Below are 23170 nucleotides of genomic sequence, written 5' to 3' on the forward strand. Positions count from 1 at the left end.
CGGCGAACAGGAGAGTCATGGGGAAAGGATTGACCGTGGGTGATGTGCATGCCCCCGGCCAAGGAAGACGGGGGGCGAGAGCGGCTCGTCAGGGTGCCAGGTCAGGGGGCTTGAATCAGCGCCCGAAGTCGGTTGCTCCAGGCCATCCCCGTGGGCGACGCGGAGCTCGAGAGGGCAGCCTGCAGGAAGAGCGTGGTGCCGATGAGCGCCGGATCGCTGGAGATCGGGATCTGAAGCACGCCAGGCGCTCCGCCGGAGGGAACCGTCACGGTGCCGATCAGGCGCAGGGTGTTCGGGTCGAGTCCCTGGAGGCCGGACGGCGTGCGAAGGTAGGTTCCGGTGACGGCAGGGGACGTCCGCGCGGTGAAGAGTTGCGCGGTCGTGCCGGGCGGCCCGAAGATCTGGACTTCGTAGGGTGCGCTGGCGACCGTGGCGTCAGAGCCGCGCAGCGTCGCGAATTCGAACGCCCCGATGTTATCGCTGACTCGCGCGTCGAGAGTCCTTCCCCGCGGCGCTGACGAAGGTCGGGTCGTCGAGCACGAGTCCGATTCCACAATCGCTGAGCAAGCAAGCTTCCATCGACAGCGCCTGGCCTGTAACGATGGAACCGGCGAGGAGAAGGACGGCGAGGCGGAGCATGGGGAGTGTCATGGTAAGTGGGCGGGGCAGTGGAACCCTCCTGGCCACACCTGAGCGGTGGGTCACAGCTCCACTCGCTCGTGAGCATCTGACAGCTCACAACGATCGATTCGATGGGCTCTATCCGGAGCGATACCAGCAGCCCAAGCTACGTCTCTGAGGCGTAGCGTGGCCATGGAGCCTTGCGCGCAACCCGCTTCGAGCTCGACCGGTCCGTTCCTCTGGAATGGACGATCCACCGGACATCTTCAGGGGCACGGGGGGCCGCTCGCCGCTCCAGAATTTCGTCCGGGCCCACCTTCCCGGTTTCCTCGCGGAGTTCGAGGACGAGCACGGCGGTCGTTCCCTGCCGAAGTACGTCATCCAGGAATTCGAGGCTCTACTCGAATGCGGCGATCCAGCATTCGGCTTCAGCCGCCTCCGTTGCCCCTCCTGCGCGACGGACACGATCGTGCCGTTCTCCTGTAAGGGGCGAACCATCTGTTCCTCCTGCGGCGGGCGCCAGATGGCGCAGACGGCCGCGCACATCGTCGACAGGGTCTTCCCCGATGTCGATGTGCGCCAGTGGGTGCTCACGGTCCCCAAGCCGCTGCGCCTCGCGATGGCGATGAACGCGGAGCTCTGCCGAGAGGTCACGCGGGCCCACATTCGCGCGGTGTCTGCGTCCTACAAGCGCCGCGGACAAGTGATCCTGGATCGTCAGCGGCAAGAAATGCAAGGCGACCCAAAGGGCGACCCAGTGGAAGCGGCAGCTTCCGTTCCTGACTCCCTGGTCCGGGTCCGGCTCGACGTCGGCGCCGTGAACTCGACGCAGCGTTTTGAATCCTCGTTGGGACTTAACGTACATCAACACTCCCTCTACTTGGATGGAGTCTACGTCACGCGCGGCCCTTTCGATCCGCCCGTGTTCCTGCCCACGGGCCCCCTCAAGTCGGATGAGGTCGAACGTGTCCACGGCGACGTGATCAAGCGTATCCGTCGCGTGCTGGAGCGCTATGGTCTGGATCCGATTGCGCTCGGCCTTCCGCCGCGCGCAGGCGACGAGGCACCTGCTGAGTTCGCGGATTCGAGTGAGCATGAGCATCAGCTTCTCGATTTTGGCGACGCGCGTGATGATGCGTTCTTTCCAGCCCTGAAGGCGGCCTCGGTGAAGTCGCTGGTGCCCTTCGGCCCGGGTGCTGGGCAGCCGCTCAAACGCCTCATCGACCCTGATCTTTCCAGGGCATTCCAGTCGTCGGGTTGGGGGAGTCAGTACGTGCCGCCTCCACTGGTGATGAACGCAGGTGGGTTCTCGTTGCACGCGGCGACGCTGATCCGCAAGGGCCAGCGGGCGCAGCTGGAGAAGCTCTGCCGCTATGTGACGAGGCCCGCCATCAGTCTCGAGCGCTTCGAGGTGCGTCCCGATGGGATGGTCTCGTGGCTGCTACGCAAGCCATGGAAAGATGGGACCAAGGGATTCGTCATGACGCCCTACCAGTTCCTCGCGCGGCTGGCGGCGATCGTGCCGCATCCGCGTGAGCACCAGCTGACGTATCAGGGGGTGCTTGCACCTGCTTCGCCATTGCGCGATCAGGTCGTGCCGCGGCCGGTGGTTCGGAAGGAGCCGAAGGATGTCGACGTCGCCGATGATGACGTCTCGATGGGTTTGGGGGAGCCACCGAAGAGTCAGAGCTATATTTGCTGGGCGGATCTTCTGAAGAGAGTCTTCGGAGAAGACGTTTTGAGATGTCCGCGCTGCCGCGGGCGTCGGCACATGATCTCCGTGATCACAGATCGGGAGACAGCGCGGAAGGTGTTGGAGGGGGTGAGAGCGGCGGCGAGGAGATCATCCGGTTCATTGGGTGGGGGAGACCCGTCATCGCCAGGGCCGAGCCGCTCACCACCAGCAGAGTCCGAAGTACGAATACCGATGCCGCTTCGGCAAGGGCGGCTGGACTTCGGGAAGTAGTGCGCAGGAGAGCGGCGCGCGGGCCATCGGGCTCGGTGAAATGAGATCAGCCAGCATTCTCGGGGAGGGTGCTGGCTGAAGGTCGTGGTGAAGCGAACCGGTGGTGCCGTTCGGAGAGGGGGAAATCGGGCGAGTTCGGCTCAGCGAAGAGCCCGCCGGCCGTCAGGGCGCTCCCGCGTGGCCCGCGAGGCTGGGGTTAGCGAAGAATCGGGCCTCGGGCTACGGTGACTGGGGTGTCGAAACCCCGCTTGGAAGTCCTATCCGTCACGGCCTTCCTACGGAGTCTGTTGTGGCAAACTGATAGGCTCGGGCCATGATGAGTTTGAGCAGCCGAGGAACACGTCCATGGTCCTTGATCCTTCCGCCATGCCTGACGGCCCTCCTCATGGGCGGAGGGCTGGCCGCCTCGGGACAGGCCCCGCCGGAAGCCTCGCCAAGGGAGTCGCGGCCCAACGTCCTCTTCATCCTCTGTGATGACCTGGGCTACGGAGACCTCGGCGTGCTCTTCCAGAATGAGCGCCAGGAGTCGCGGCGCCACTCCACGCCGCACATGGACCGTTTGGCGAGGGAGGGGCGGATTCTGCTGAGGCACTACTGCCCCGCGCCCGTTTGCGCGCCTTCGCGTGCGTCGCTGATGTCAGGTCAGCATCAGGGGCATGCGGCGATCCGCGACAACCAGTTCGACAAGGCTCTACCCGAGGGTCCCAACATGGCGAGCCTCCTGCAAGGCGCTGGCTATCGGACGGCACTCATCGGTAAGTGGGGTCTGCAGGGCAACGGAGAGAGCCCGGCGACATGGCCCGCGTATCCCACGAAGCGCGGCTTCGACGAGTTCTTCGGCTACGTCCGACACCGCGACGGGCACTCCCACTACCCCGCCCACAAGACCGAGGCGCGGGGCAAGATGGAGCTCTACGACGGCCAGGAGAATGTGTCGGCGCAGCTCACCGGATGCTACACGACGGACCTCTTCACGGCCCGCGCGAAGAAGTTCCTCGCCGAGCGGGCAGCCGCGGAGTCATCGCAGCCGTTCTTCCTGCTCCTCACCTACGACACGCCCCATGCGGCCCTGCACGTACCGGCGGCACCGTACCCCGAAGGCAGCGGCATGAATGGCGGCGTCCAGTGGCTCGGCGAGCCCGGGGCGATGATCAACACCGCGGCCGAGCCGATCGATTCGTTCCTCCACCCCGACTACAGAGACCAGGAATGGACGGACTCGGAGAAGCGTTTCGCCACGATGGTGCGGCGCCTCGACGACGGCGTAGGTGACCTCATGCAGACGCTGGACGACCTGGGTTTGACGGAGAACACGCTGCTCGTGCTGACGTCGGACAACGGGCCCCACAACGAGGCGTACACCAAAGGCCGGAGGTACGGCGCGGATCGCTTCGACTCCTTCGGCCCCCTCGACGGAATCAAGCGCGACGTCTACGAAGGCGGCATCCGGGTGCCCACCATCGCTCGCTGGCCAGGTGAAGTCCCGGCCGGTACCAGCAGCCCGCGTATCTCGCAGTTCCACGACTGGCTACCGACTCTCCTGGAGCTTGGTGGAGGCCGTGCGCCCTCAGGGACGGACGGCGTCAGCATGGCGGCGGACCTGCGCGGAGACGAGCAGTCACCCGTGGGAACGGTCTACGTCGAGTACACGGCGGGCGGCAAGACGCCAGGCTACGAAGAGTTCGCCCCAGGCAGGCGCGGCGCGAAGCGAGGCCAGATGCAGGCGATCTACCTGGACGGCTACAAGGGCGTCCGTACCGACATCCAGTCCCACGAGGATCCGTTCCAGATCTATGAGACGCTGGGGGACCCGGGCGAGTCCCATGACCTCGCGGGGACGAGCCCCTTCTTCGAGCGCTTGAACATCAGCATGCGCAAGGAGGTGCTGCGCATACGCCGACCCAACCCGTCCGCGCCGCGGCCCTACGACCACGTGCCGGTGCCGTCACTCCGGCCTTACAGGGAAGGGCTCGACGAAGTCCAGCGCGGAAGGTGCTGGAGGGGGTGAGAGCGGCGGCGAGGAGATCATCCGGTTCATTGGGTGGGGGAGACCCATCATCGCCAGGGCCGAGCCGCTCACCACCAGCAGAGTCCGAAGTACGAATACCGATGCCGCTTCGGCAAGGGCGGCTGGACTTCGGGAAGTAGGGCGCAGGAGAGCGGCGCGCGGGCCATCGGGCTCGGTGAAATGAGATCAGCCAGCATTCTCGGGGAGGGTGCTGGCTGAAGGTCGTGGTGAAGCGAACCGGTGGTGCCGTTCGGAGAGGGGGAAATCGGGCGAGTTCGGCTCAGCGAAGAGCCCGCCGGCCGTCAGGGCGCTCCCGCGTGGCCCGCGAGGCTGGGGTTAGCGAAGAATCGGGCCTCGGGCTACGGTGACTGGGGTGTCGAAACCCCGCTTGGAAGTCCTATCCGTATGGAGATCTCGACATCGTTTATTCGTCGCCAGAGCTCTGCCTGGTCCTCAACGTCGGGGACGGGACGTTCGGTCAACCTTCGACGATTGTGCCAGCATCTGGCAACACCACCGACTTGAGAGCTGCGGACCTGGACGGCGATGGAGCGGAAGACCTTGTCTTCATGGTGAGCGGCAGGCCGACGTGGATGCGAAGTGAAGGAGGCGGCGTGTTCGCGTCTCCCGTGGTGATCGGAACGTCGGGAGGGTTCCTCGGCTGGGACATCGCAGACATGGACGGGGACGGAGACCCAGATCGATCAGGTCGCCATCCGCCACGAGAGCCGTCCGCGCAATAATGCCGAACCCGAGGACCTGAACCCGTGCCACCCAGCGGTTTCCGCTCGGACTGAACGCCATGAAGTCGACGCGGTCGACCGTGGCTCCCTGCGTCGGGAGCACGTCCCTCACCGCCACGAGAACCTGCTCTGACGGATACTCGACGATCGCTCCGCCCATCGTCGCTGGCCGACCCTCAAGGTGCGTCATTTCGACACCCCGCTTGGAATTCCTATTCGTTCAGGCGCATCTCCTCCGTCGGGGCGAAGACCCGGCGCAGCGTCCAGTACTCGTCATCGTCGTCGGGCGAGCCATACAAGCCAGCATCTCGCACTCCCCAGCGCTCGGCGAGCCCTACGGCTCTCTCGCTATCGGAGAACAGGACGTAGCGCAAGCCAGCCTCAGTCCCCACGGAGCCTGCGACAAGAGCCAAGGCCACCCAGGCGAGTCGCCGGCGCCCCCTGTGGCGCAACGATGCGGAGGCGGGTAGAAGCTCAAGGCGGGGGGTCGGCACGAACCCGAGGGTACCATGGGACGCTGCGGTGATGCGCTCCTTCCAGTGCTGGGACACCGCTGCCGACAGAGAGGACTCCTCAACGAATTGTGGGCTGTACCGTCACCGGTACCGTAGACGTCCGCGACTTCACGAAGTGAGCTTTACCAGCCGGCGACGGATAGGAACTTCAAGCTGGCAGTCGGGGCGGGCCCCGCAGTACCCAAAGCACGATTTCGTGCCAACACCCTCCCCCACTTTGCGGCGGCGGCTTGTTCCGCTCCAGCCCTTCGCGAACTGAATCCAGCAACCTCCGCACCACTGGCCGAGGGACCACCTGGTCGCACAGCGGCGACGCGGGTGCCAACACCCCCTGATACGTCAACTAATGCTCGCGCGGATGCGGCACGATCGCTGCTAGCCTTGCGATGAACTCGTTCGGCGTCATCACGAATGCTCTCGTCCCACCCCACAGTCCCGTTCGGCTGGGCCTTGCGCAACGACCAGTCGAGTAGGGGCTGCTCGTAGTCGCCGTCGGTGGGCAAGTGGATTTGCTGTAGGTGCTATCCGCCTTGGCGTCCAGTAGCCCCGTCTTCAGCGATCCAAGCTCGTCTCGTTCGGACCACTGGCTTTCACGTCGACCATGACAGGGTCGCTCGTCCAAACGACTGACTCTTTCTCGATGCGCTCGAGGGTAGCCTCGTAGGTCCCCGGGAAGACCCGCTCGAAGATCGCCTCGTTCGCGCTGAGTTGCAGCGCCTGCATCAGGACCTCTCCTTCTGTCGGTGCGACCGGACGGAGAGCGATGCGCTCCGCGCCCTGAAGACGCGCCGTGCGAGGGCCGTTCACGCGGATGAAGCACGACTGCCGAGTCGGGACCTCGACGATGTGCTCGACCTCGTGGGCCAGCAGCGTCGAGTGGAAGGTACGGCCGTTGACGCTGATCTCCAGGGGAAGGTCAACGCTCGAAACGGCCTCGAGCCTGCACACTCCATCCTGGTTGGTCCGTCCGCGGGCTGAATAGCAGACCCCAGCTCCGGTCTCTCGGCCAATGATCTCGGCGTCCTCTACCCATCGCATCTCCGCGTCGCGGACCAGAATCCGCACGGGCCGGCCCCGCTCGAGGAAGATATCGATCGGACCATTGGGGACCGCAAAGCGGGTATCAACCGTCGTCGCGAAGCCTTTGGCTCGAACGGCGAGAATCAGCTCTTCGACCTTCATCGGCTGCGTTCGGAAAGCGCCGTCAGGGCCTGTATGGTCGCCGGTCACGAGCGTCTCTCCGGGCACCGACAGCTGCAGCGACGCGCCCTCGATCGGCTCACCGTCGGGAGAAAGGACGCGGCCTTGGAACCTGCGCAGCTCCCTCGTGACGACGACCTCGACGACGCGGTCTTCTCCCGGCAGAAGCGGCGATACCTCAACCTCGTCTCCCGCAAAGAAGAATCCGTCCACCGCGGCGACCCGCAGCGGAACGCCAGGCCGCACGTTCAAGAAGCGGTAGACGCCATCTAGGTTGCTGAGAGCATACGTCTGCCCGGCCCCTTGGCCTGCCGAGCTGTTCATCTGGTAGCCGGTCTCCAGGTCCCCTGTAGACCAGCTCGGTCCGTTGCCTCCTGGGAAAGGTGGCTCGTCCGCCATGAGTGACGCAAACCAGCCCATTTCCTGCGACCGTATTCGAATCTCGAGCGTCGCGAGGGAAGTGATCCGCCGCGGCGAAGGCGCCGGTGCCCCAACGGCTTCGACCGGCTCTTCAGCCTGCACCGCCTCAGGAAGAGCGCGCTCACGGATCGAGGGTGCGCTCTCCCGCCGGCCCTTGGCAGGAATCGCATCGAGGAGCGGAGACGTGACCGCGCTCGAGACTCGTTCCACGTCGCGTACCACTTGGGGCGTAACGTTGAGCTGTGTCTTGTCGAGGGAGGTGGCCGCGGTGATGAGCACCACAACGATCGAAAGGGAGACGAGTAGTTTGAAGGTCATGGATAACGCGCCGATCCAGGCGCTCGCTGCGACGAACATCGGCGAGGCAGATGCGTGTGCGGCACCGGCCTCGCCCGGAAGGGAAAGACGGGCGAAGGGCAGGAGGACAGCACACCACTGACTCCAGTCTTCGCCGTCACTCGCCATCAGCTTCGCTCGCATCGCCTCGCGGGCTTTGCGCACGCGATACCGCACTACACCGACCGACACGCCGTCACGCTCCGCGATTTCGGCGGTCGTGACCCCCTCGAACGCGACGAGCATCAGCGTCGTGCGGTAGGGGTCTTCCAGGGAGAGGAGGCAGTCGGCCAGCGCCCGCTGCAGCTCTGCGCGCTCCACAAGCTCGGCCGTATCCGGCATAGCTTCTCGTCTTGCTGCGCTCTTGGCGCGGTGGACACGGCGACGCTCAGAGCGGAGCGACTGCAGGTGGAAGCGGCGCAGAACGGTCGCCAACCACGGTCGATTCAGCCCGCCGTGCGGAGGTGGCGAAGTGCAAGCGATCATCCATGTCTCCTGCACCAGGTCGTCAGCGTCCGCGCCGTCCCGAGTCAGGGTGCGGGCGAGCGCAATCAGCCAGGCGACGTCGGTCAGGGAGGAGTCGGTCAGGGAGAGGTCAGGATGAGCTTCACTCATGGCACGCACGGAATGCCACCGCCCGAAACGCCGTCGAGCCTAGTTTCGTTTTATTGTCAGGGCCGAGCGCTCCCGCCTAAAAGTCGCGCAGCCACCCCGGTTTAAGCCCGCGATATTCATCGAACTGAGCTGAACGACCCAACGGAGCGGACGCAACCGATGCACTGGCGAGTGCTTCAATACGCCGCACGCAGCCAACGTCCAAAGATCCCACGGGTGACTTCAGCGGTAGCCATTTCTCGCCAAGTTTCAACGGTTCGATCCGAGTGGAGGGCCGCCCGGAGAAGCTCACCTTCGATGCGGGCCTGATGCTACTGCGCGAGCTCGACGAGAAGCTGGACGTCACTCGCAGCTTGGCCAGCAAGCTCATCGACGAGCGCGCCCCCCAGCGGATCCAGTACTCGCTGAGCCAGATGCTGCGCATGACACCGTATGCAATGGCGATCGGCTCCGCCCATTCGAGCGCTGCCGCGGGAAGACGGGACGACGCAGTGTTCCATGGAGTCCCACATCGGGGAGATGAAGCTCTTCATCGACGGACGCGTCTCCAGAACGAACCAGACGAAGGCGCGCTACGCGCGGCGATGGGCGAGACCTCGAGCCCCCGGCTCCGCCCCTAAGTTTGACTGGTGAAAACCGCGGGCCTATACCGGGGTGGCTGCGCGGATTGGAAGCGGGAGCGCTCGGCCCTGACAAGAAAACGAAACTAGGCTCGACGGCGTTCCGGGCGGTGGCATTCCGAGTGTGCCATGAGTGAAGCTCATCCTGACCTCTCCCTGACCGACGTCGCCTGGCTGAACGCGCTTGCCCGCGCCCTGACTCGGGACGGCGCCGACGACCTGGTGCAGGAGACATGGATGATGGTTCGCACTTCGCCACCCGCGCACGGCGGGCTGAATCGATCGTGGTTGGCGACCGTTCTGCGCCGCTTCCACCTGCAGTCTCTCTGCTCTGAAGTCAGCCAAGACCATGAGCCAAATCTCTCCACCTGGCGCATATACCGTCCCGCTCCAGGCAACCGCAAATAGTCATGACAGTCAATAACATCAAACTGGCCACCGCTCTCATCACCTGCATTCTACTTTACCTGTCGGCTTGCGCCACGCCAGAGCCGGAGGTAGAGATCACGATCGAGGCCACTCAAAGTCAGGCAGATAAACGATACCAATCGGAGAGCTATGACGAGGCTGGCGTTCTATACGAGGACGTTGCAAACCGGGAAGGCGCCCCGAAATGGATGCGTCGCTCAGCCGCCTATAATGCCGCTCGCGCTTACGCGCTTGCCGACGGTTGCACCGATAAAGCGCTCGACCTACTGGAACGAGCCGCTGAACTTGGCTTCATCGACACTGATCTGATGGAACAGGATACAGACCTTGATAGTTTGAGAAATGCATCTCGCTGGGCCACCATTGAAGAGACGATTACAGAGGCCAGCGCAAGCGAAGAGAGACGTTGGGGCGCGGTTTCTCTTCAAACCCCGTATGAAAGGAACTTGCCCGTTGAAGACAAGTTGGCGGGCCTGTCTCTTCTGTGGTCGGAAGCTAAATACAACTTCTCGAACTTCGATCTCGTTCCCGAGCTTGATTGGGACGCCGAATATCGCGCCATGATTCCGCGCGTAATGGCCAGCGAAAACACGTATGAATATTACAGACTGCTCCAGGCTTTTGTAGCAAAACTCGAAGACGGCCATGCGAATGTCTATTTCCCGAACGATCCAGCTTTCCAACGCGGACGTTTCCATGTCCCAGCCATCAAGTACCAATGGATTGAAGACAGACTCATTCTGGAGTACGCTTTAGGCGAGGAATTTGAAGCCGCAGGCATCGAACGCGGCGATGAAATCATAGCAGTTGATGAAGTGCCCATCCAAGACTTTGCGGATACGGAACGCCGCCCCTTCGTCAGCGGTTCTGTCAAAGCGTACATCGATAGCGTCGTCTACTCATGGCGCCTCTTTACGGGACCACAAGGCCCGATCGAATTCACGATCAAGACGCAGGCAGGTGATACCTTTGTCGTTCAATCCAGTCGACCCGATTGGGAAACATGGGGAGCCTTAACGGAAGGCATGGGACAACAGCCGCCGAATTTTCGGTGGAGAATGCTGCCGGATAACATTGCCTATGTGGAACTCAACTCTTTCAGCAATCCCGACGCTTCGAAAGGCTTTGCCGACAACTTTGAAGATATATCGAAAGCCGATGGAATCGTCTTCGATGTGCGCAAGAATGGCGGCGGCAGTAGCAATTATGGCTATGACGTCCTGTCCAGACTTACCCAAGAACCCTTTGCGGTCAGTTCATGGAGAACAATGAACTATCGCCCCGCCTATCGTGCGTGGAGCTACCCAACTGACAACCATGAATCAACGGGGAATACAGAACTCCCTGACCCCGATCAGTATTATTCCGGTCCTGTTGCGGTCCTATCTGGGCCAGAAACATTCTCCGCCGCGGAAGATTTCTTGGTGGCCTTTGATGTCATGGATCGCGGTCCCATCATCGGACAGGCGAGCGGCGGCAGCACAGGCCAGCCTCTCCCAATTTCACTGCCAGGAGGCGGCAGGGCTCGCATCACTACGAAACGCGATACCTATCCAGATGGATCGGACTTTGTGGGTGTTGGGGTGCAACCCGATATTTCGGCGCCGCCAACTGTCGATGATTTTATCGAGCGACGTGACTTTGCGCTAGAACTCGCAAGCCAATATATCTCAGATGAAAACTAACGAGTATTGGGCGCTGCAGATATGGCAGTGGCAGTACTGTACCGCGTTCGTTTGCGCCACTCCCCCAATCGTCCCAAACGCACCGAGTGGCGGAAACGAACGCGGTTCCGTACTGCATGAAGTCGTTGTCCATCACGCTCTTCGTGCCGCGGGCGCGGATGACGTCGGGGCTTTCCGGGCTGGCCAAAAGAGAATGTCGAGGTGTGACCGTTGCCAGCGGTGTGACCTCGTAAGACGGATCGCCTAGAGAGAGGACGCGAACCCCTCGCTTGGAGGGACTCCCTCTCTTGCGGACCCGATACTTCCCAACACCATCTGGCCCATGAGACACGCTGGACCCCACCTGCTGCTGGCACTGCTAGCTCCGACGGCCGCCACGGCGCAATCATCGGTCGACCCCACTCCCCGGGAGCTCGTGCCCAACGTCTTCGTCGCGCCCCTCGATATCGACGGCGACGGGCAGACCGAACTCCTCGGGACTGGGTTCGACCGCATACTCCGGGCTTACCACGCAAACAATGAAGGTCGGCTGATCGACGCAAGAGATCTGGCGTCCCCCATCCCCGCGACCGAGGAGCCAGGCGTTCCCTCCGTCGCAGCAGATCTGAACGGCGATGGCCTGGTCGATCTCATCGGCCATCACCCCCCGGTGCCAGGAATCCCTGGCGCGGTACTGGTCTGGTACGGCTCCGCTAGTTCGGAGTTCGAGCCCCCTCTCGCGATCGCGTCGCCCGTCTTTCCCACGCTACAGAGCCTTCTGGCCAACGACCTCGACGGAGATGGTGACCTCGATCTGATTCTCTATCCCGACGCGTTCCAGTCGTTCATGACCGGCGGGACGCAATTCCAGGTCACCCGCAACCTCGGGGGCGGCACCTTCGGATCGCCGACCTCGATCCAAACCTCGAACGAAGCATTCTACTTGGCGCGACCGGCCGACCTCGATCAGGACGGCGGCCTCGACTTCGTCGCGATTCGGTCGGACAACGACGCCCTCGTCATCATGCGGGGGAATGGCGGCATGCTTCAGCTCGAAGCCGTGCCGGTGGCGTCGCCCTTCACCTACGACCTCGAGCTGGGCGATCTCGACCAGGACGGCCATACCGACGTCTTGGCTCTGACCGTCACGGGCAACCCTCCACCCGACCAGTGGGCCTTTCAGCTCTATGCGGGCAACGCCGCGGGGATGCTAGCGGCTCCGGTCCACCTCGGCACCACGGACCTGTCGACCAGTAGCCGCAGCGTGATGGAGCTGGCGGACATCAACGGGGACGACGCGCTGGACCTGGTCGCCATCACGTTCTCGGGAAACCCGGCGACCCCCTACGCGATCAGCGCATTCGCGGGCGATGGCGCGGGAAACTTCGCGGCGCCCGTCGAGTCCAGCGAAGACGCGTGGTGGATGTTGAGTCTGGCGTCGGGCGACTTCAACGGCGATGGTCGCGACGACCTCGTCGTCCCGCTACTGATGCCTCCAGGCGTTGGCAAAGAGCGTCCGTCCTTCAGGCTCTCGAAGGTCGGCGCTGGCACCTCCAACGTCGAGTTCGAGGATCGCGCGCTGACCTTCGGAGGCCCCCTCGCAGGACCGCAGGCGGCAGGCCATATCGATTCGGACGGACTGCTCGACGTCGTAATCGCGATCGACGACGGGCCATCCGCCATCCCTGAAGTCGTCTGGGCCCGGGGCACGATCGGCACCGATCAGCTCGAGTTCATGGGCAGTATCGGGATTCGCGGTGAACCGATGCTCGTGGCCGACCTCAACGGAACGGCCCCCGGCGGCGCGGCGGTCCTCGTTCGCCAGTCCGATCTCGGCCCGGACCTCTACCTGGTCCAGGTCAGCGCCAGCGGCCACTTCCAGGCTCCTGTCTCGATCGGATCCGACGCCTTCGACTATCACGGAGCCAGCGCGCTGGACTGGGATGGAGACGGGGACATCGACCTGGTGGGAACCGACTACGCGACCAACGAACTCCGCTGGATGGAGCAGACGTCCCCGGGCTCGTTCGCAGCGGCGGCACCTCTGCACCAGTCCAGTGGCTCCGCGTTCGCCATCGGCGAATACGCCTTCGGTGACTTCGACGGAGACGGCGTCCGTGACGTCGCCATTCGAAGCGCGACGATCTTCTCGTTGTTCTCCCCCGCCCTCTCATGGCGTGCCGGACTGGGAGGGGGAGCGCTCGGTCCCGAGCAGCCTCTCATGGGCCCGGCCTTCAGTCTCCAGGTCGGCGACTTCGACGAGGATGGCTACGACGATGTGGCTCTTCAACGGGGCAGCCCCGTGGACCTCCAGTGGCTTCCCGGTGGGCCTGCGGGTCTCGGCAGCGGTCCTCAACAGATCCTGATCGCTGGCATTCAGGGCCTCGCCCAGTTCGCGCAACTCGACGTGGACGGCGATCTGGACCTCGACATCGTGGCCCTCGAAGCCACCTCACGCACGCTCGTGGGCTACATCCACCTGGGAGGCGGCGTCTACAGTTCCACCGCAGTGCCGCTCGCCGGTCCCCACCCGAGCGGCGGCATCGCGGCGAGCAGGATTTTTACACTGGCCGACCTCGGCGGTGACGGGGACCTCGACGTCCCGGTCCGTTCCTCTGGAATGGACGATCCACCGGACATCTTCAGGGGCACGGGGGGCCGGTCACCGCTCCAGAATTTCGTCCGCGCGCACCTTCCCGGTTTCCTCGAGGAGTTCGAGGACGAGCACGGCGGCCGTTCCCTGCCGCAGTACGTCATCCAGGAATTCGAGGCTCTACTCGAATGCGGCGATCCAGCATTCGGCTTCAGCCGCCTCCGTTGCCCCTCCTGCGCGACGGACACGATCGTGCCGTTCTCCTGTAAGGGGCGAACCATCTGTTCCTCCTGCGGCGGGCGCCAGATGGCGCAGACGGCCGCGCACATCGTCGACAGGGTCTTCCCCGATGTCGATGTGCGCCAGTGGGTGCTCACGGTCCCCAAGCCGCTGCGCCTCGCGATGGCGATGAACGCGGAGCTCTGCCGAGAGGTCACGCGGGCCCACATTCGCGCGGTGTCTGCGTCCTACAAGCGCCGCGGACAAGTGATCCTGGATCGTCAGCGGCAAGAAATGCAAGGCGACCCAAAGGGCGACCCAGTGGAAGCGGCAGCTTCCGTTCCTGACTCCCTGGTCCGGGTCCGGCTCGACGTCGGCGCCGTGAACTCGACGCAGCGTTTTGAATCCTCGTTGGGACTTAACGTACATCAACACTCCCTCTACTTGGATGGAGTCTACGTCACGCGCGGCCCTTTCGATCCGCCCGTGTTCCTGCCCACGGGCCCCCTTAAGTCGGATGAGGTCGAACGTGTCCACGGTGACGTGATCAAGCGTATCCGTCGCGTGCTGGAGCGCTATGGTCTGTATCCGATTGCGCTCGGCCTTCCGCCGCGCGCAGGCGACGAGGCACCTGCTGAGTTCGCGGATTCGAGTGAGCATGAGCAGCAGCTTCTCGACTTTGGCGACGCGCGTGATGATGCGTTCTTTCCAGCCCTGAAGGCGGCCTCGGTGAAGTCGCTGGTGCCCTTCGGCCCAGGTGCTGGGCAGCCGCTCAAACGCCTCATCGACCCTGACCTTGCCAGGGCATTCCAGTCGTCGGGTTGGGGGAGTCAGTATGTGCCGCCTCCGCTGGTGGTGAACGCCGACGGGTTCTCGTTGCACGCGGCGACGCTTATCCGCAAGGGCCAGCGGGCGCAGCTGGAGAAGCTCTGCCGCTATGTGACGAGGCCCGCCATCAGTCTCGAGCGCTTCGAGGTGCGTCCCGATGGGATGGTCTCGTGGCTGCTACGCAAGGCCTGGCGTGATGGGACCAAAGGCTTCGTCATGACGCCGTACCAGTTCATGGCTCGACTGGCGGCGCTCGCGCCGCATCCGCGCGAGCATCAGCTGACGTATCAGGGAGTGCTGGCCCCGGCCTCATCATTGCGTGATCTGGTGGTGCCGCGTCCCGTGGTTCGGAAGGAGCCGAAGGAGGTGGACGTCGCCGATGAAGACGCGGGGAAGAGTGCGGGGGAGCCGTCGAAGGACCAGAGGTACATCCGCTGGGCAGATCTTCTGAAGCGGGTGTTGGATCACGCAACCAACTACTGTCGATGTCCCCGATTCAACGGAGCGATTGACGGTCACTCATCCCTTCCACCCGCGCTCCGGTGAGGAGCTGCGGGTCATCGCCGTTCGGCGAACCGCTGGCGAAAGCCGGGTCGACTGCTGTGACGGCGCCGGGGTCGTTTTCAGCCTTGTAGTGGCCTGGACCAGCCTCGCCGAGGTGGATCCGTTCGCCCGGGCGAGCGTGGGGCGGGCGCCGTTCCGCGTCGAGGAGCTGCTCCATGCAGTCGCGCTCGTGGCTGCTCAGCGGCAGGCCGCGCCAGAGCCTGGAGGCTCGAGGGTCGGCAAGGAGGCGGAAGATGTGTAAGTCAAACCCTGCCGCAACTGTAAGGCAAAATATGCCGCTTGCAGATGGCTCGCGCCAGAATGGCAGCGAGACGATTGTGGTTTTAATTCCACGAAAGTGCTCATTTTCAGCGGAGGGCGTCCTTGAAGTCGCCACCAGGCGCGGCATAGAACTTAAGTCAGTCCTCCAGTTCAAGTGCCCAGACCACCATGCCAACCCCACCCCCCGACGATCCCAAAGCTGGCGACCTGGGCCGCTGGTCCATCCTCAATCCTCACCCGGAGGCGGTGAGCGACCGGCTCTTTGCACAGCTCGACTTCTTCGACCCGCGCGACATGCTTCAAGTGAAGTACGAGATGCTCAGGCGGGTCCACGTCGACGGGGACAGCGTTGTCAAGGCGGCCGCGGACTTCGGGCTTTCGCGACCCGCGTTCTACTCAACCCTGGCCGAGTTCGAGCGTGCGGGCATGGCCGGGCTGCTGCCCAAGAAGCGCGGCCCGAAAGGTGCTCGCAAGGTGACGGCTCCCGTCCTTGCGCTCCTGCGCGAGTTGCTGGCGGAGGACAAGCACCTCACCGGTGCGAAACTGGCCGACGAGGTGCAGGCGCGGCTTGGCCTGCGGCTTCACGTACGAACGATCGAGCGAGCCGTGGCCCACGAGGGCTTGCGAAAAAAGCCCCGCTGATCCCCGTTCTGTACTCGACGGGCGGTCCTGACGGCCCGAAGGCGGAGGGAAGTGAGATCGAGGTGGGCCTCGCGCATGCGTACGAGGAGATTCGTCGTTCCGTCCTGATGGAGGCTTCGGAACCGGCGAATATGCCGGGCGGCGAGGACTCGTCGGTGCGAGCGATCGAAGTCAGCCGCATGACGGTCCTGCGCTCTCGGCGCATTCTGCAGGTTCGCGGATCGGCGGCCTGGATCGCTTTCATGCGCCCGGAACTCGCGGCCGCTGCTTCGGTGGCGAGCCCGGAGACTGCGCGCGCAGAAGCGCCGCGCCCGCGCCTCGTCGGCGCGCGATATGAGCAAGTGGAGTTGCTGAACTTGTTGGCAACTCTGGTCATCGATTCACAGATTCGGAGGGTCCCGTCATGACGAACGCATCCACACGCGTCACCGCTCACCATCTCAGCCGCAACGCCTACCTCTACGTCCGTCAGTCCACGCTCCGCCAGGTGGTCGAGAATGGCGAGAGCACCCAGCGACAATACAATCTCGCGGACAGAGCGGTCGCGCACGGCTGGCGTCAAGAGCAGGTCATCACCATCGACTGCGATCTCGGGCAGTCGGCCGCTGGAACGGCCGATCGTCAAGGGTTCCAGGAGCTTGTCAAGGAAGTCGGGCTAGGTCACGCCGGGATCGTGCTCGGGCTCGAAGTGTCCCGTCTCGCCCGAAACTCCAGCGACTGGCATCGACTGCTGGAGATCTGCGCGCTTTCGAGCACGCTCATCCTGGACGAGGATGGCGTGTACGACCCGTCCTGCTTCAACGATCGTCTTCTGCTCGGGCTGAAAGGGACCATGAGTGAAGCGGAACTGCACGTGCTCAGGGCGCGACTCCGCGGCGGGATCTTGAACAAGGCGAAACGGGGGGAACTCTGCCAGAAGCTGCCCATTGGCTACGTGCGCGATGGGTCGAGCAAAGTGGTCTTCGATCCGGATGGAGAGATCCGCGAACGCGTCCAGCATCTGTTCGACACGTTCGCTCGACTCGGGTCCGCAGCTGCCACCGCGAAGGAGTTCCAGAGAGCGCGCCTCGACTTCCCCGCACGATTGAATCGACGTGGAGGGCTGGTGGAGCTCGTCTGGAATCCGCTGACCGCGATTCGCACGCTCCAGATCTTGCACAACCCGATCTACTCGGGCGCGTACGTCTATGGTCGGTACGGCGAACGGCCAGGGCCGACTGGAACGAAGAGGCGAGTGGTCCTTCCGCGGTCGGAGTGGCTCGTGACTCTGCCGGGCTCGCACCCGGGCTACATCACCTGGGACGAGTACCTGCGGAACCAGGAGACGATTCGAAAGAACGGCCTCGCCTACGGCGTGGACCGTCGCACGCTGACGCCGCGGGAGGGGCCGGCTCTGCTGCAGGGCATCCTCCTCTGTGGCAAGTGCGGGCAAAGAATGTGGGTTCACTACGACGGCAGGAAGGAAGGGAAGGTGCCGATCTACGAGTGTCGTTCCGCGCACAGCCAAGGAGCGTCCGAGGTCTGTCAGCGCATGCACGGGAAGGCGATCGATGAAGCGATGGGTCAGCTTCTTCTGGGAGAGCTCACTCCCGAGGCGATCGAGCTGTGCCTTGCTGTGCAAGAGCAGGTCCGAGAGCGGGCAGGCGACGACGACCGTCAGCTCAAGCTGCGAGTGCAGCGCGCGGAGTATGAGGCGAACCTGTCGCGGTCACGCTACCTCCAGGTTGACCCGTCGAATCGGCTCGTAGCCGACTCACTGGAAGCGGACTGGAACGAGAAGCTCCGTGCGCTTCGGGTCGCGCAGGAGGATCGCAAGCAGGGGGCATCGAAGAGCCCTCGCAGGATCGAGACGGAGCAGCGCGCTGAGCTGCTGGGACTTCCCGATGGCTTTGCGGCACTCTGGGCCGATCCCTCCACGGCGCATCAGACGAAGAAGCGTCTGGTGCGGCTCTTGGTGGACGACGTCACGCTGGTTCGGGGCGAAGACATCCTCGTTCAGGTGCGACTGAAGGGCGGCGCGGAGCGGTCTTTCCGGCTCCCCGTGCCCCTGTGTGCGTTCGAACTTCGGCGGACGCCCGCCGAGGTCGTCCGTCTTGTCGACGAGCTCCTGGGAAGCCATACGCGACTGGGAGTCGTCGCGGAGCTGAGAGCACGCGGAGTACGCACCGGGGCCGGTGATGAATTCACGAGTGAGAGCGTCCAACATCTCATCCAGGCCTATGGACTGAAGCCGTATCGGGTTCGACTTGTCGATCAAGGCATGCTGTCGCGCGCCCAGGCGGCTGCGCGACTGGGCGTCTCGGTCAGCACCGCGCAGGACCTTCACCGGAGCGGTCAGCTCACCGGGATCGTCGCGGATGACAAGGGGACTTGGATGTACGATGCAGGCGATGTCGAGCGCCTGACCGAAGCTCGAAGCGAGGCGAAGAACGCACTGAAGGCATCAATCGTGAGAAGCAGGACATCGGCAGCAGTATGACTACAACTCCTTTTCGGAAGATGTTCTCAGCTGCCCGCGCTGCCGCGGGCGCAGGCACATGATCTCCGTGATCACAGATCGGGAGATTGCGCGGAGGGTGCTGGAGGGAGTGAGAGCGGCGGCGAGGAGATCATCTGACTCACTGGGTGGGGGAGACCCATCATCGCCAGGGCCGAGCCGTTCCCCACCGGCCCAATCTGAGGTCCGAATACCGATGCCGCCTCGGCAGGGGCGGCTGGACTTCGGGAAGTAGGGCGCTGCGGAAGAGCGGCGCGCGGGCTATCGGGCTCGGTGAAATGAGATCAGCCAGCACTCTTGGGGAGGGTGCTGGCTGCAGTTCGTGGTGAAGCGAACCGGTGGTGCCGTTCGGAGAGGGGGAAATCGGGCGAGTTCGGCTCAGCGAAGAGCCCGCCGGCCGTCAGGGCGCTCCCGCGTGGCCCGCGAGGCTGGGGTTAGCGAAGAATCGGGCCTCGGGCTACGGTGACTGGGGTGTCGAAACCCCGCTTGGAAGTCCTATCCGTCGTCCAGCCTCGCCGCCAACGACCTCACGTTCCGCGTCACCGGCCTGCCGCCCGCGTCGTTCGGTCTCTACTTCTATGGCCCCGAGGTCACGAACGTCCGCTCGGGCAACGGCTATCTCTGCGTGGGCGGATCGCTCTTCCGACTGCCCGTCGCCCAGGCGAGCGCGGCCGGCGTGCTCACGCTGAACGTGGATTCGAGCGTGCCGCCGATGGCCACCGGCGTCGGCGAGGTGGCGGCCGGGACGACCTGGGCGTTCCAGTGCTGGTACCGCGACGTGGGCGGCCCGCTGGGGGCCCCGCACAACTTCTCGAGCGCGCTATCGGTTCAGTTTCGCCTCTAGCAGCCCGTTGAGAAACAGCGGTTCACGCAGTAGTGCTCTCCGGCCCCGAATCAAGGCGAAGTAACTTCCCCATGGTTGGATGCCATTTGGATGGTTACTTCAACGCAGAGTCGGGGCCGGAGAGCGCTGCTGCGTGGATCGCTGTTTTTCAACGGGCTGCTAGTGCCCTGCGGCAAAAGTTCGTCGAAATAGTTTTACAGTGCCGCTACTTGGCCTTGCTGCCGCGTTTCGCCTTCTCGGCGCGGAGCGCGCCAGCCTTCGCGGTGTAGCGCTTCAGGCTGTCGAGGATCTGGTCAGCTGTCTTCTTCCAAACGAATGGTCTGGGATCCGAGTTGTGATCATCGAGAAATACGCGGATGTCCTTCTCGAGCGCAGTGACGGACTGGTGATTGCCTCGCTTCGTCACGCGGCGTTCGACGATCGAGAAGAAGCTCTCCACGAGATTGAGCCATGACGAGCTTGTCGGGGTGAAGTGCATGTGGAAGCGCGGGTGACGCAGGAGCCATCGCTTGACCTCAGGGGTCTTGTGCGTGGCGTAGTTGTCCAAGACGAGGTGGAGCTCCAGGTCCGCTGGAACGGCGCTGTCGATCTCGCCGAGGAACCTGATGAACTCGCTGGCACGGTGCCGCCTGAAGGTCTTACCAATGACTCGTCCCGTTGCGATATCAAGGGCGGCGAATAGTGAAGTCGTCCCGTTGCGTGAGTAGGTGGCAGTGCGGCGATCGGGATGCGTCGGCTGCATCGGAAGCAGCGGCTGAGAGCGCTCTAGGGCCTGCATTTGCGACTTCTCGTCGACACAGAGGACCAGTGCGTTGTCCGGTGGCGACATGTACAGCCCGACGACATCGCGGACCTTCTCAACGAAATATGGGTCCTTCGACAGAGAGAAACTCTCCGTACGATGAGGCTGCAACCCGAACGCACGCCAGACCCTCTGCACCGCTGTTGGCGAAACTCCGAGCTGCTCAGCGAGCATCCTGGAGGACCAATGCGTTGCGGCCTTCGGGTCCTTGTGCAGGGTGGTGTCGACGATCTTTTCAACGTCGCGATCCGACACCGAGCGCGGCCTGCCACTGCGGAAGTCGTCCGAGAGGCCTTCGAGCCGAGAGTCAATGAAGCGTTTCCGCCACTTGCCGACGGTTTGATTCGTGATGCCCAGCCGCTCGGCTACCTGGATGTTCTCCAACCCTTTGGCACACTCGAGGATGATGCGCGCGCGCTCCGCAACCACAACGCCGACGTTCCTCCTTCGCGCCAGTCGCTGAAGCTCCGCCTTCTCCTCGGTCGTCAACACTAGTTCCGCCTTCGGTCGTCCCATTGTTCGTGCCATGCTCGCACATACGCATCGGCCTTGAAACGGTGAAAACTATTTCGACGAACTTTTGCCGCGGGGCACTAGTGCCCCGAATCAGAAGTTCGTCGCATTAGTTTCAGTCTGTTTCGTTTCGTGGCAAGGCGTCCGAACCGCAGTGCGTAGCAGTAGTTCCGTCCAAGGTTCGGCAACGCAGCTACGGGGCGAAACAGGCGAAACAGGCGAAACCAATTCGACGAACTTCTGATTCGGGACACCCGACCCCAATGGCATCAAAGCCAGGGCCCGATCGGGCGAGGGGGTCAGCGATCGCTCCCTGCCCGCTGAACAGGATTCACACCAGGGCAGCATTCCCGTTGCTTCGAGGCACTCCGACGTTTGGCGAGACGTTACCGTGGAGGGAGACGAGACCGGGCACGTTCTTCCATGGACCACCTGTCGAGCGTCGGCATGTAACGTTTTCTGCCCTTGAGTCCACAAGCCGCATTCTGCCTCGCCGTCCTCGCGGTCATTCTTACGGCGCTCGTTCGTAGTCGAATTCCCCCGGATGTGATCCTGCTGGGCGGCTTGACGCTGCTGCTCGCGGTGCCGATGCCCGCGCCTTCCGGTGGCTGGCGCATTGGCGTTCTGGACGCTCACGAGGCCCTCGCGGGGCTTTCGAACCCGGGCTGGTCACCGTGGGCGCGCTCTTCATCGTCGCGGCGGGGGTGCGGGAAACAGGCGTGATCGACGCGATCGCGCGGGGGGCCCTGGGATCGCCGCGGACGCTGCGAAGCGCGCTCCTGAGGATCATGATTCCGGTGATCGGCTTCAGCGCCTTCCTGAACAACACGCCGGTCGTCGCCATGCTGATCCCGGCCGTCCGGGACTGGGCGCGCAAGCTGGGGATCGCGCCGTCGAAGCTGATGCTGCCCCTGTCGTACGCGGCGATCCTCGGCGGCACCTGCACGCTGATCGGTACGAGCACGAACCTCGTGGTCAGCGGACTCGTCGAACAGCAAACCTCGCTCGGCCGGCTCGGGATCTTCGACATCGCGTGGCTCGGTGTGCCGTGTGCGCTGGTGGGGGCGGCGTTCGTCATCTTCGCCGGCCCGAAGCTTCTGCCCGACCGCGGCTCCGCGACCAGTAGCCTGCACGATGTTCGAGAGTACACCGCGGAGATGATGGTGCCCGAGGGGTCGCCGCTCATGGGGCGAACCGTCGAGGGCGCAGGACTGCGTTCCCTGCCGAGGGCCTACCTGGTGGAGATCGAGAGGGAAGGCCACCTGATCATGGCTCCCGGGCCGACTCAGCTCCTTCGGGAAGGGGACCGCCTGGTGTTCACGGGCGTCGTGGAGTCCATCAAGGAACTGCAGACCGTTCGGGGGCTGCTCCCGGCCACGAATCAGATCTTCAAGCTCGACGAGGCCCGGCACAACCGGAGTCTCGTCGAGGCCGTCGTCTCCACGACCAGCCCGCTGGTCGGCAGGACGGTCAAGATCGCGCGCTTTCGGACCCTCTACAACGCCGTCATCATCGCGGTCGCTCGCAACGGCGAGCGAGTCCGCGGCCAGGTCGGCGAGATCGTCATGCAGCCGGGGGACACGCTGCTCCTCGAGGCCCGCAGTCAATTCGTCGAGCATCATCGCAACAACCGGGACTTCTTCCTCGTGAGCCAGCTCGAGGACTCCAGCTCGCGTCGGCACCAGCACGCGACGTCCGCGATTCTGATCATCGCGGCGATGGTGCTCGCCTCCGCGACCGGCGTGCTCTCCATGCTGCACGCGTCGATGCTGGCGGCGGGCCTGATGTTGATCGCGCGCTGTACCTCCGTCCAGGCGGCCCGTGACAGCGTGGACTGGAGCGCCCTGCTCGTCATCGCGTCCGCTTTTGGCATCGGCACGGCGATCGAGAAGAGCGGCCTCGCATCCGTGGCGGTGGAAGGCCTCATGGGCGTGGCGGGAGGCAGCCCGCTGGCGGTCCTCGCTGCGATGTACCTCGTCACGACGGTGCTGACCGAGCTAATCTCGAACAATGCCGCGGTGGCCCTGGTCTTCCCGGTCGCGATCGGATCCGCGGAACGCCTGGGCGTTCACCTCGAGCCGTTCATCTACTCGTTGATGATGGCCGGATCTGCGAGCTTCTGCACGCCCATCGGCTATCAGACCAACATGATGGTGATGGGCCCCGGTGGGTATCGCTTCGCGGACTACCTGCGGATCGGCGCCCCCCTGAACCTCGGACTGGGCGTCATCACGATCGTGCTCGCGCCGCTGATCTGGCCCTTCTGAGGG

At 63.9% G+C, this 23170-nt stretch carries 15 protein-coding genes; 11 read left to right on the forward strand and 4 right to left on the reverse strand.

Translation table 11 applies throughout. The features are described 5' to 3' along the window. Positions 1-101: 101 nt before the first annotated feature. The gene (locus tag Poly30_RS06405) at positions 102-554 is read right to left on the reverse strand and encodes a hypothetical protein (RefSeq protein ID WP_145195444.1); all 453 of its coding nucleotides are present in this window, start codon (positions 552-554) and stop codon (positions 102-104) included. 311 nt (positions 555-865) lie between these two features. Between Poly30_RS06405 and Poly30_RS06410 the strand changes: the two genes are divergently transcribed. The 3 genes from Poly30_RS06410 (at position 866) to Poly30_RS06420 (ending at position 5338) form a co-directional block, all read left to right on the forward strand. Continuing rightward, positions 866-2587: a transposase zinc-binding domain-containing protein gene (locus Poly30_RS06410; protein WP_145195446.1), complete on the forward strand. Its 1722-nt coding sequence runs from the start codon at positions 866-868 to the stop codon at positions 2585-2587. A gap of 352 nt (positions 2588-2939) precedes the next feature. Further along, positions 2940-4595, forward strand: a complete 1656-nt coding sequence (locus tag Poly30_RS06415; protein WP_419191027.1) for a sulfatase-like hydrolase/transferase — start codon at positions 2940-2942, stop codon at positions 4593-4595. A 419-nt stretch (positions 4596-5014) separates the two neighbouring features. Continuing rightward, positions 5015-5338, forward strand: a complete 324-nt coding sequence (locus Poly30_RS06420; RefSeq protein WP_419191399.1) for an FG-GAP repeat domain-containing protein — start codon at positions 5015-5017, stop codon at positions 5336-5338. 212 nt (positions 5339-5550) lie between these two features. Here Poly30_RS06420 and Poly30_RS28185 read toward each other — a convergent pair whose 3' ends face one another. Next, positions 5551-5712, reverse strand: coding sequence for a hypothetical protein (locus Poly30_RS28185; protein WP_419191028.1), 162 nt, complete (start codon positions 5710-5712; stop codon positions 5551-5553). A 693-nt stretch (positions 5713-6405) separates the two neighbouring features. Continuing rightward, a complete protein-coding gene (locus Poly30_RS06425) occupies positions 6406-8424 on the reverse strand; it encodes a sigma-70 family RNA polymerase sigma factor (protein ID WP_145195449.1) in 2019 nt (672 codons plus the stop codon). 179 nt (positions 8425-8603) lie between these two features. On the opposite strand from Poly30_RS06425, the gene Poly30_RS06430 reads away from it, so the two are divergent. The 7 genes from Poly30_RS06430 (at position 8604) to Poly30_RS06460 (ending at position 19585) form a co-directional block, all read left to right on the forward strand. Continuing rightward, a complete protein-coding gene (locus Poly30_RS06430; RefSeq protein ID WP_419191400.1) occupies positions 8604-9044 on the forward strand; it encodes a transposase in 441 nt (146 codons plus the stop codon). Positions 9045-9454: 410 nt separating this feature from the next. Next, positions 9455-11158 (forward strand): S41 family peptidase, encoded by a 1704-nt coding sequence (locus tag Poly30_RS06435; RefSeq protein ID WP_145195452.1) that lies wholly within the window; start codon positions 9455-9457, stop codon positions 11156-11158. A 322-nt stretch (positions 11159-11480) separates the two neighbouring features. Next, positions 11481-15323: an FG-GAP-like repeat-containing protein gene (locus tag Poly30_RS06440; RefSeq protein ID WP_145195454.1), complete on the forward strand. Its 3843-nt coding sequence runs from the start codon at positions 11481-11483 to the stop codon at positions 15321-15323. Further along, positions 15286-15582 (forward strand): DUF5372 family protein, encoded by a 297-nt coding sequence (locus Poly30_RS06445; RefSeq protein WP_145194153.1) that lies wholly within the window; start codon positions 15286-15288, stop codon positions 15580-15582. The genes Poly30_RS06440 and Poly30_RS06445 overlap by 38 nt, the downstream gene beginning before the upstream one ends. Before the next feature lie 188 nt (positions 15583-15770). Then, positions 15771-16244 (forward strand): helix-turn-helix domain-containing protein, encoded by a 474-nt coding sequence (locus Poly30_RS06450; RefSeq protein ID WP_145194154.1) that lies wholly within the window; start codon positions 15771-15773, stop codon positions 16242-16244. 403 nt (positions 16245-16647) lie between these two features. Continuing rightward, on the forward strand, positions 16648-18723 hold the full coding sequence (locus Poly30_RS06455) for a recombinase family protein (RefSeq protein ID WP_145194155.1): 2076 nt from the start codon (positions 16648-16650) through the stop codon (positions 18721-18723). 643 nt (positions 18724-19366) lie between these two features. Beyond that, complete coding sequence (locus Poly30_RS06460; RefSeq protein ID WP_145195456.1) at positions 19367-19585, forward strand: hypothetical protein; 219 nt, start codon at positions 19367-19369, stop codon at positions 19583-19585. 205 nt (positions 19586-19790) lie between these two features. Here Poly30_RS06460 and Poly30_RS06465 read toward each other — a convergent pair whose 3' ends face one another. Continuing rightward, positions 19791-20903, reverse strand: coding sequence for an IS630 family transposase (locus tag Poly30_RS06465; protein WP_145195458.1), 1113 nt, complete (start codon positions 20901-20903; stop codon positions 19791-19793). 671 nt (positions 20904-21574) lie between these two features. On the opposite strand from Poly30_RS06465, the gene Poly30_RS06470 reads away from it, so the two are divergent. After that, the gene (locus Poly30_RS06470; protein ID WP_419191029.1) at positions 21575-23167 is read left to right on the forward strand and encodes an SLC13 family permease; all 1593 of its coding nucleotides are present in this window, start codon (positions 21575-21577) and stop codon (positions 23165-23167) included. The last annotated feature ends 3 nt before the right edge of the window (positions 23168-23170 follow it).

Origin of the sequence: Saltatorellus ferox (assembly GCA_007751475.1) — a bacterium.
Lineage (GTDB): Bacteria > Planctomycetota > UBA1135 > UBA1135.